This is a genomic window from Anaerotignum faecicola (assembly GCA_024460105.1).
GTDB lineage: Bacteria > Bacillota > Clostridia > Lachnospirales > Anaerotignaceae > JANFXS01.
On sequence record JANFXS010000486.1, the window covers coordinates 1 to 404 of the forward strand.

Sequence of the window (404 nt, forward strand, 5' to 3'; positions counted from 1 at the left end):
TGAATCTTGGGCAGGCGGTCGGTATTATCATGGGCGCCAATATCGGAACCACGGTGACCAGCTGGATCGTATCCATGAGCGAGTGGGGCGAGATGCTGAAACCGGAATTCTTTGCCCCGGCCCTGGTGGGTGTGGGAGCAATCATGACGCTGTTTTGTAAGAACAGCAGAAAAAAGCAGGTGGGAGAGATTCTGGTGGGCTTCGGCGTGCTGTTTATCGGTCTCACGTTTATGTCGGCTGCCATCACCCCATACCGCAATGCTCCGATTTTTGCGCAGGCGTTTACCGTACTTGGAAGAAATCCGTTTCTTGGCATTCTGGCGGGAGCTGCAGTAACGGGAATTATCCAGAGCTCTTCCGCATCCGTAGGGATTTTGCAGACGCTGGCGTTAAATGGAATCGTG

The 404-nt window shown here is 53.5% G+C and carries 1 protein-coding gene; it reads left to right on the top strand.

From position 1 onward, the window contains the following. On the top strand, nt 1-404 hold a 404-nt coding region (locus NE664_15015; protein ID MCQ4727943.1), incomplete at both ends, for a Na/Pi symporter.